Raw genomic sequence first — 9858 nt, 5'->3', positions numbered from 1 at the left:
GGATTAAAGCTGCAAACCTGGTTTCATCCCAGTGTCTCTATTCAAAGAGCCGGGGAACCGGAGAAGAGAGGCTCTTTTGCCTCCAGACCGGATTCTGATATCATTTTGCCAGGCGATCTGCTCCATATCGATTTTGGTATCACCTACCTGCGGCTCAATACGGATACCCAGCAACATGCCTATGTTTTGAAACCGGGAGAAAAAGAAGCACCGGCAGGATTAAGAAATGCACTAAAAATTGGAAACCGTCTTCAAGATATTTTAACAACCAATTTCAAAAAGGGTAGAACGGGGAATGAAATTCTTAGCAAATCTCTGGAACAAGCAAAAGCGGAAGGAATCAAGCCTTCCATCTACACTCATCCGATTGGTTTCCATGGTCATGCTGCCGGACCAACGATTGGAATGTGGGATCAACAGGGAGGAGTTCCGGGCCGTGGCGATTATCCGCTTTTGCCGAATACGGCCTATTCAATTGAATTAAATGCCACAGTTGCAATTCCGGAATGGAACCAAAAAGAAATTCGAATCATGCTGGAAGAGGATGCTTTTTTTGATGGTACAAAAGTTTGGTTTATTGATGGCAGGCAGGAAGAATTGATTTTGATTCCTAGAATGAATTGACAGGTTAAATAAAATTATAGAACTGATTGTTATGCAGTTTCTTAAAACCGTCCCGTATAGGGTGTTATTCAGTTAGGTTTTGTTGCAAAAGTTAAGTTTCTTTTACAAGTTAGTAAAAATCTCATAGTTTTGGGATGTTATCAAGAAACTATTGAATTACTAGTTATATGGAAGGCGAATGAAGGAAGCTTCAAGATCAGGTGATCTCGTGTATGACGAGAAAATGGTTCGACCTGTACGGCAGTGGGTTGAAACTTTGGTTGTGGGAATGAATCTCTGTCCATTTGCCAAACGTGAGATGGTGAAGAACAGGGTGCGCTTTGCTACCACTACATCGATAACGGAAGAGCAGTTGTTGATGGCTCTGCAAGCCGAGTTGGAATTGCTCAATACTGATCCGTCAGTTGAAACCACGCTGCTGATTCACTCAGGTGTATTGCAAGACTTTTGCGACTACAATCAGTTTCTGAGTTATGCCGATAGTTTACTTGTGGAGATGGGATTGGAAGGTATCTATCAGATAGCCAGCTTTCATCCGGACTATCAGTTTGACGGTACAAAGCCGGACGATGTAGAGAACTATACGAACCGCTCGCCCTATCCCATGTTGCATCTTATTCGAGAGGCGAGTCTTGAGCGAGTCATTGCGGACTATCCTGAAGTCGATCAAATTCCAGTGCGAAACAAAGCGCTAATGAATGACCTGGGACAGGACAAGCTGCAGGCATTATTGAGATCCTGTTTAAACGATAGGAACCCGTAAGGTATCAAAACTCAGCCGAGAATAAACCTGTGCGACGCACCACATAACCCAGCGTTGCACACGGAACTGGCTCGCCCAATGTATAATCAAACCCGTAACTGTCACCGACAGTTTTGATTTATTAACCGTTCACTTGGTTGGCCCGCCAGTCCGGTGAACTAAGAGTTAGGTTGCTCGCTTTATTATTAGAAGCTCCAGTTTGGCTATTAAAATTATTCATAATTTTGCTGACATTTAAACATCTCGAAAAGGAGGAAATACAATGAAACACAAGGGTTAATGATGGAGATTCCTATTAATCAATCATGATTCATAGTCTTTTATCGCGTGACCTATTCGACGCATTTTCAACAGGACGCCGCAGCTTATCGCCAAGCCGTTCTTCTTAGGCCCAAAATTCAATCCTCCAACTCTTCTCTTCTGCAATAGATTTTAATTTTTGCGTGGGATTTACCGCCACTGCTTCCCCAAATAAATCCATGTGATCTGCATCTGCATGATGATTAGCAAATACAATCGATTTTTCGAAATCGATCTCCAATTCAGTTTGTAAGTTTTTCAGGATCCGGGTTTTGTGTTTTCCGTAAAGATGCATTCCGGAAATTTGGCCGATATACCTGCCTTCTCTGGTTTCCAGATTCGTGGAGATTATTTTTTCGGGATGAAAAATATTTTCCAGGGAAAGCGTCAGAAATTCCGGCGATCCGCTCATGATCAGTATTTTATACCCTTGACTGCGGTAGCGATCTATTGTTTCCTTGCCATCAGCAGATAAAGCAGGTACAATGTTTATTTCAAAGAAGAGAAGACTTGTTTTATTTATTCTATCCACTGGTAAATCTTTTAAATACAGCCTATTCCCTTTAAACGCGTTTACCCAATTTCCTTTCAAAGTAAAATTTAAAGCTGAAGAAAAAAATAGAATAGATTTTTGAGAGGTATCAAGCGCCTTTTTACTGCATAAGTTATGAACCATTTTTCCATCGACGTTTTGGGCAGCAAAGTGCCATCAACGTCGAATACTGCCCATTTGGCCATGAGCTATCCGGCGTCTTTGAGCAAACGGGGAAATTTTTTGTCAAACAAATAAGCGCGTCCATCCCACAAGACTGGTAATCCCCGGATTAAATTCATCACCACGACAATCCAAACAATAGATTGAGTGATAAGTTTTAATTGATCAAAAGTATTTTGTGATAACAAATCGGGCTTCTTATTTAAGGCAAGAATCGCACCCAATAGTATGAATGCCAAAACTTTACCGGCGCCATAAACAGCACGGCTAAAACGGGATGCTGTGAGAAAATGGGTAAATGAAGAACGCATCATGCTTTTTTCTCCAAAGGGGGTCTTGCCTTCTTTCGCAAATGCGACACTGCGAAGCGTATCGACCAAAAAACTTCGACAAACAAATATGATCGGCACCCAAAAACTTACAATCCCAACACTGGTAAAGAAGATCCAGTAAATATGCTCTACGATGCGATCTCCGGTAATGTCGAACAATGCGCCGAATTCCGCTGGCCAATCCTAGTTTACGCGCAACAATGCCATCGAGAGAATCCAGGTAAACAACTAATATCGTTAACAGCACTGCGATTATGCGGAAATAGAATCCACCCAGAAAAAGAATGATAACAAAAAATGTCAGAACGATCCGCCCTAAAGTAATGATATTTGCGGCCATGGCACTCCCTCAACATAATCATGGTTTTAATTAAACAGCAACTTAAAATAAAAGGAGGGTGAACGCAATTTTGCCCTCATATCTAAGTCTTCAAACATACAAGTGATGGTTTCTTGAATCGTCTTATTCTTGCGCGCTTTGTTAACCAGAAAATTGAACAACCAGGGAAAGTTTACTAACTTTTGTAATGTATGGCTTAATTTCAGCTCGCTCCACAATTCATTATAGACTTCTTCATCATATTTTGCCAGGAATGAAGCGGATAAGTTTTTCTCTTCAAGCGCTTGTTGAGAAAATTCTGCAGCGATTTTGCCGGTCACAAAAGCATTGCCAATCCCTTCGCCTGTAAACGGATCGATTAACGACGCGGCGTCTCCCACTAGCATGAACCGGTCACCCGAGAGTTTTCTTTTAATCGAACCCAACGGCAGCCCCCAACCCTTGATTTGGCCCCGGAGAATTGAATCTTTAAACCTGTCTTTTATGGTATGGTTTTCTTTGATCGCATTCAGCATGACTTTTTTGATGTTGACATTCTTTTTGCGGGCTTCTGAAGCGAGCATACCTAAGCCGATATTTACCATATTGTTTGGCAAAGGGAAAATCCAGAAATAACCCGGTAAAACATCTCGTAGAAAATGAAGTTCGATAAAATTATTTTTATGAATCCCGGTTACATTTTCATAATAAGCACGAATGCCGGCGCAGTAATACTCAGGCTCCATTTTATGATGGGCTAGTTTTTTTGCCACAATCGACCGGTCTCCTTCGGCGCCAATGACCAGTTGTGCCATGCAGGTTTTCTCTTTCCCTTCATGCTGAAAACTAATCTTTATACCATTGTTTGTGTGCTCGACATTCTTTACAAAAGCGCCCAAATGGATGTCTGCTGTCTTATGATCTAATTGTTCAACGAGATAATTATCGAAATCAATTCGCTTGGCGATAAATCCCGGCGCATCCACTTGCTCTTCCAGGTTCATCTTGAAAGGCACCTCAAGCGGTTTACCATTTGGCGCAAAAAAAGTGACACCCCAGCTGCCCAGGAAGGCGGATTCGTCCCTTTTGATACCATCGAGTATGGATGGATCGAGTTGGTTGAAAACAGCTATCGCTTTGCCGCTAATAGCATCCCCGCAAACTTTATCTCTTGGGAAAATTGCCTTGTCAAATAAGGTGTGATTAATTCCTGCTTTGGAGAGGAATAATGAGGTTGCGCAACCGCCCGGACCGGCTCCGATTACTGCGATGTCTGTGACGATATCAAAATTAATATTTCCTTGCAAAAATCCGACCTGTTTATGTTAAAAGTGATTCGGCAAAATGTAAAGGTTTTTGATATCAATATCCATAATTAAGTTGAAACATTTTACTTGACAAAACGTATTACCTGGAGTTATTTTATATATATTTTACGCCTTGGTTATAGTTTTGGCATCTTGAAACAATGAAGGAGTTTGAGATATGCAAAGTAAACTTTATTTGAGATGGAATTTTTTCTGGGTCCTCCTTTTAACGATTTTTGTTTTTGGTTCTGCATATGCCGGGAAATATGACGACAAGTTTAAGTACCAGGAGGTTGTTGAAAAGAATTTCTCAGTTAAAAATGGCCAGGTTTTAATCATAGATACGGATAGAGGTTCGGTGCAAATAGTTGGCGGTTCCGGGAATGAAGTGACTGTTAAAGTCATAAAAGGCGCCAATCGAGTCAGTAAGGATCGCGCAGAAGAAATGTTTGATCGGTTTCGATTGGATTTTAACCAGACCAGAGATGGCGTTGAAATCTATGGAGAATATAGCAAACCCGGGTTTTGGAGAAGTTCTTTTTGGAATAGATTGAAAGTCATTTATGAGATTGAGGTGCCCTCAACATTTGACTTGGACATCGTTACATCCGGGGGGAGTGTAGAAGTTGAAAATGTTAATGGTGAAATAAGATTGAAAACTTCCGGTGGTTCTTTAAGATTAGATGAATTGACCGGAGATATCCAGGCAAGAACAAGTGGCGGTTCGGTAACTGCTAAGAATATTACCGGGGATGCATATTTGAAGACCTCCGGAGGCAGCATCAAAGTTATGGATTGCGTAGGATCTATCCAATGTAAGACGTCGGGCGGATCCATAACAGCAGAAGGGATGAGCGGCGACCTGGAAGCACATACATCCGGTGGTGGAATTCGGCTGATTGATATTTCTGGACAAGTCAATGCTTCCACTTCCGGTGGCAGTATAAAAGCAGAATTGGTTGGGCAGCCTTCAGGACCGGTGTACTTGAAGACTTCCGGTGGTTCGGTAACGCTTTACATGGACGAGGATGTTAAAGTAGACATCGATGCCAGAACCTCAGGCGGCAGGGTGAGGGTAGATTTTCCGGTAAAAGTGCGAGGTAAAATATCCAGAAGCAGGCTGCGCGGTGAATTAAATGGCGGCGGGCCGCTGCTTACGCTTAGATCCTCTGGCGGGGGTATAAAGTTGGTTCGACGTTAAAAATAAATTACATACCTTGAGTTTAAAAGCCGGTTTTTAACCGGCTTTTTTTTTGGCCTGCAACCACTAATCACTCATTATCTGAGCCGATGTTTAAAACAAGGGGCTTTTATAGGAATTTTGGCCTTCAAAAATCAAAACAACATGGCAATGTCTAGGAAAAAAATCTAACATTTTTAATAAATAAAATAGAAGTTCTCTCCCCAAATAATAAGCTGGGTTAAGATTTGAGATTTGGATAACAGTATTTTTTTCCATAAATCTTGTTACTTTTTTGTCATAATTTACGGCATTATATATTGATAGTCATATTATCATTGTAGTCGCCGGATAATCTACTAGATAGGAAACGATTTGGTTAAGAAAATTAAGAAATTAATACTGAGTTATGATTATTTTGGCGCAAGTGATGCCATGTGGCTGCGATTATTGTTTGTTATCGAGAAGGCAGTGACGGGGGGGGGGGGCCGCTGCCTTCTTATGTATTGGAATATGATGAATCACAATCACTCCCATCTCGTTTTTCAGATGCCATCGACCATTAGGGTTTATATCAACAACAGGTTAAATACTACGAAGGTTTTGGAAGGTTTACATGTAACCCCTTGTTACTGGAGAATATACAACTTCGGAGCAAACCGAAAACCGGATTCCGGCTATCTTTTTGATGGACTCTGAAGAAAATCACCTACCCGTACCGGAGGTTATACGGAATTAACTTATGAACCTCATGATTACCAGTTACATAAGCGACACTATTAAATTATTTAGTAATGCCGGGAGCTACCACTCTCAAACCACGACTGAATTCATTTTTGATATCGTTAATAACCTTACCACTACGCGTCCTAAACTATTTCGATCCCCGTCACAACAGGTTCTACTGCAAATGGTTAGATCACGACTTACGAATACTACACCCTCAATCAACTGACCAAACGGGTCACTCCGGACGCCGATACAACCGAGTTCAAATACGACAAAAACGGCAACCTGCGCTTTTCCTGGGATGCCAACCAGGGGAAGTTGCCGGTTAAGTTTTTTTGTTACATTCGACGGCCTTGATCGACCCCTGGAAACAGAGGAAGTAATAACCCATTTTGCGGTGTTGGATGTCCATGCTAATTACACTTTTTGAATCTGACAAATCCAATTTCAAGACCAATGTAATTGAACTTTTGTCAGAAGTTTTAAACGATGATTTTACGGAGGAATTAAAATTGTGAATCCTTTTAAATATTGATTTTGTATAGCGGCGCCACTCTCATTTTTTCCAATGAGTTAGTCAATCAACGGATTGACTTTCCCAACCAATATTCCTCCAACTTTGATTGAATTAAATGGTTGTGTATCCTACCCTAATATTGGTTATCTAATAAATAATGATAAAAATATATCCGGGCAACATGAAATCAGGCTATCTAAAAATCTTGTTTGTGTTTATATATTTATTGATTGGATTCAATGCTTTCATTTATGGAACAGCAAATGAAAAAAAGATAGAATGGGATCAGATCGACTTAAAACTCTCCGAAACCATCGATTGGCTCTACCGGGAAGAGTACGCATCTGCAGATTCCGTATCACAAATTCTCATCGACCGTTACCCGGATTCACCAGCCGGTTATTTCATTCGGGCGGTTATCTCAATGAAAAAGGGCTTCTATTTAAAAAATTACAGTGATTATAATGACACCACAAAAATGTGGTTGAAAGAAGCAATCTCAAGATCAAGAAAACAGATTAAAACCTATCCCCGTGATGCCAGGGCGCATTTCTTCGCCGGCGGCGCTTACGGTTATGAAGGGGCAATCTATGCGCGGGAAAAAAAATGGATCAAAACAGGATTAGCTGCTTTGCGGGGTATCCGGTATCTTGAAAAAGCACTGGTCCTGGATTCCACCCTATATGACATTTATTTTGGTTCCGGATTATACCATGTGGTTGCCGGGAATCAAACGGGAATCGTTCGTTTTATCCAGCGTCTCCTTCCGATCCCAGCCGGGGATGCAAAGCTTGGTTATGAGCACTTGAATATTGCAGTTGAAAAAGGAAAATTCACACAATTAGTTGCAATTGAAACCATCGCCTTTGCTCATATTCATTATAGCAAACAATACCGCAAAGCCATAGATATTTTGACTTCTCTACTAGAAAAATATCCTACCAGCCTGGAGTTCTACACGATGCGGACCAATTCCAGGTTCTATTATGCTTTAAACCATAATCAAAGTGAATGGCAACATTTAAAAAGCGATCTTGATACGGTTCGTGCATTTATTAAAGCGAAGGAGTTGGATTTTTATCCCTGGTGGTTGAACAAGTTTAATTTTATGGAGGGCTACTTTCATTTCACCGAAAAGAATTATACCCGTGCAATGCTGCTGCTTGAAGATTATTGCGAACAATATCCCAAGAAGAATGGCAGTTATTTAACCGCATTAGCCTACTTAACCCTTGGCAAGATATATGACCTGCAGAACAAACGTATGGCGGCAATTTCAGCTTATAAAAAAGTACGGAAATTTGAAAAAATGGGTAACGAAAAAAAGCTGGCAGAAAGGTTTATCGAAACTCCCTACCAGGGTGAAACTTATCGAACGCGATTTATCGGCGCTTTTACCGATCTCCCCAATCGGCCGTAAAATGATTTGGTTTAGTATCAACTATAACAAACTCAAAGCAGAGAAGAGAAAATACCTAAAAACCATAACCCTTTGATTTGTCATTTTGTAAATCCTGTTCATCCTGTCAAAAAAAATCCTTTGCGGTCTAATCCTGTATAAATAATATTTTTATAAGAATTCTATTGCGTTTTACTAATCTCCTTGTTACCATTAGTCAATTCGTAAAATTACAAGAATTAACTTGACGCATAATTCCAACACACACAATTGTTGAAGGAGGTATCATGTCAAAAAGAATTCATCGACGAAATTTTGTGAAGAAGCTTTTCGGCGCCGGAGCAGCCATTCCATTTCTTGGTGGTGGGGCGCCATATATTACTAAAAACCTGATGCGTAGCAAGGGCAAGAAACCAATCATTATAACCGGTCGCGGCAATGGCGGTGATTGGGGTAAAAAAGTACTGGAGGCCGCCTGGTCTGCATTTGAAAAGTCCGGCGATTTAATGGATGGTATTATCGGCGGCGCTAATGTCGTTGAATTGGATCCCACCGACTCTTCTGTCGGTTATGGCGGGATTCCCAATGAGGAAGGTGTCGTGCAGTTGGATTCCACCGTCATGCACGGTCCTACCAGGAACGCCGGCGCAGTTGCCGGCCTGGAAAATATTAAAACCCCCAGTAACATTGCCCGCCTGGTTATGGAACGCACCGACCATGTTATGCTGGTTGGCGAAGGCGCGCTTCGATTTGCAATGGCGCATGGCTACAAGAAAGAAAATCTGTTAACGGAGAGGGCTCGATTAATTTGGCTGAAGTGGAAAGAAAACCTCAGTGAAAAGGATGATTGGTTCCCACCGGAGGATGGCGAGTATAATATCCCCGGCCGCTCTACCGGTACCATTAACGTAATCGGTCTAGATGAAGACAGCAATTTGTATGGCTGTACGACTACATCCGGGCTTTCTTTTAAAATACCGGGCAGAGCCGGCGATTCTCCAATCGTTGGCGCAGGCTTATATGTCGACAATGATATCGGCGCTTGCGGGGCAACCGGGCGCGGCGAGGCGGTGATCAAGGTTTGCGGCAGCTTTCTGGTTGTGGAAAACATGCGCCACGGGATGTCTCCGAGAGAAGCGGTGGAAAATTGCTGTCAACGGATCATCGATCACAACAACGGCAAACCTGATTTTTCTGATAATTTTATCGCCATCAACAAAGACGGCGAGTACTACCGCGGCGGTATCCGTGGCCGGGGCCAAGGTCCTGAATATACTGCAATGACTAAGGACGGACTGGAGATCCATCGAGGTTATCATGTGATGTAGTTGCTGGAAGCTTGATTCTGGATGCAATTTATTATTCATAACAAGATTCCTACCGAATAACAATTACGTGCTTGTAAGGGAGGTCGCATCTCCTGGATATTTCATCTAGGATAAAAGTTAAGGCTATTCTATCCCCCTTTCTCCGTTTCAGGTTTAACGAAATATTTTCTCCCAAAAATATAAGTATTATTGTGTTTTAATTAGTTATATATTGCTGTACTAAGTTTTTCCTTTGTTGTATACACTAACTAGAAAAATTAGGAATAATTAAAATAAATACTAAAAGATAAGATAAGTAAAAATGGAAGAATCCAAAAAACCTCAAAAATGTTATCTTTGTGATAA

11 protein-coding genes are annotated in these 9858 nt (G+C 41.4%); 7 read left to right on the top strand and 4 right to left on the bottom strand.

The annotated features are described in order from the left end of the window. Both IIC38_18625 and IIC38_18620 read left to right on the top strand, forming a co-directional pair. The coding region (locus tag IIC38_18625; GenBank protein MCH8127942.1) for a M24 family metallopeptidase at positions 1–624 on the top strand (624 nt) is incomplete at its 5' end. 208 nt (positions 625–832) lie between these two features. Further along, a complete protein-coding gene (locus IIC38_18620; protein ID MCH8127941.1) occupies positions 833–1387 on the top strand; it encodes a DUF1415 domain-containing protein in 555 nt (184 codons plus the stop codon). Positions 1388–1772: 385 nt separating this feature from the next. Here IIC38_18620 and IIC38_18615 read toward each other — a convergent pair whose 3' ends face one another. From IIC38_18615 to IIC38_18600, 4 genes are all read right to left on the bottom strand, one after another. Then, positions 1773–2363 (bottom strand): HAD-IB family phosphatase, encoded by a 591-nt coding sequence (locus tag IIC38_18615; GenBank protein MCH8127940.1) that lies wholly within the window; start codon positions 2361–2363, stop codon positions 1773–1775. A 65-nt stretch (positions 2364–2428) separates the two neighbouring features. After that, positions 2429–2716: a hypothetical protein gene (locus IIC38_18610; GenBank protein ID MCH8127939.1), complete on the bottom strand. Its 288-nt coding sequence runs from the start codon at positions 2714–2716 to the stop codon at positions 2429–2431. Next, on the bottom strand, positions 2670–3074 hold the full coding sequence (locus tag IIC38_18605; protein ID MCH8127938.1) for a CDP-alcohol phosphatidyltransferase family protein: 405 nt from the start codon (positions 3072–3074) through the stop codon (positions 2670–2672). Before IIC38_18605 ends, IIC38_18610 begins: the two co-directional genes overlap by 47 nt. Before the next feature lie 26 nt (positions 3075–3100). Beyond that, positions 3101–4336, bottom strand: coding sequence for a geranylgeranyl reductase family protein (locus IIC38_18600; protein MCH8127937.1), 1236 nt, complete (start codon positions 4334–4336; stop codon positions 3101–3103). A 202-nt stretch (positions 4337–4538) separates the two neighbouring features. Between IIC38_18600 and IIC38_18595 the strand changes: the two genes are divergently transcribed. The 5 genes from IIC38_18595 (at position 4539) to IIC38_18575 (ending at position 9513) form a co-directional block, all read left to right on the top strand. Then, positions 4539–5561: a DUF4097 family beta strand repeat protein gene (locus tag IIC38_18595; GenBank protein ID MCH8127936.1), complete on the top strand. Its 1023-nt coding sequence runs from the start codon at positions 4539–4541 to the stop codon at positions 5559–5561. 354 nt (positions 5562–5915) lie between these two features. Further along, on the top strand, positions 5916–6239 hold the full coding sequence (locus tag IIC38_18590; protein ID MCH8127935.1) for a hypothetical protein: 324 nt from the start codon (positions 5916–5918) through the stop codon (positions 6237–6239). Positions 6240–6458: 219 nt separating this feature from the next. After that, entirely contained in the window at positions 6459–6626 is a 168-nt protein-coding gene (locus IIC38_18585; protein ID MCH8127934.1) for a hypothetical protein, read from the top strand. Positions 6627–6943: 317 nt separating this feature from the next. Then, positions 6944–8206 (top strand): tetratricopeptide repeat protein, encoded by a 1263-nt coding sequence (locus IIC38_18580; GenBank protein ID MCH8127933.1) that lies wholly within the window; start codon positions 6944–6946, stop codon positions 8204–8206. Between the two features lie 371 nt (positions 8207–8577). Beyond that, positions 8578–9513, top strand: coding sequence for a N(4)-(beta-N-acetylglucosaminyl)-L-asparaginase (locus IIC38_18575; GenBank protein MCH8127932.1), 936 nt, complete (start codon positions 8578–8580; stop codon positions 9511–9513). The last annotated feature ends 345 nt before the right edge of the window (positions 9514–9858 follow it).

This window comes from candidate division KSB1 bacterium (assembly GCA_022566355.1).
Taxonomy (GTDB): Bacteria; Zhuqueibacterota; JdFR-76; order JdFR-76; family DREG01; genus JADFJB01.
The sequence above is the reverse complement of the archived record's forward strand: the minus strand, read 5'-3'. Positions and strand labels throughout refer to the sequence as shown.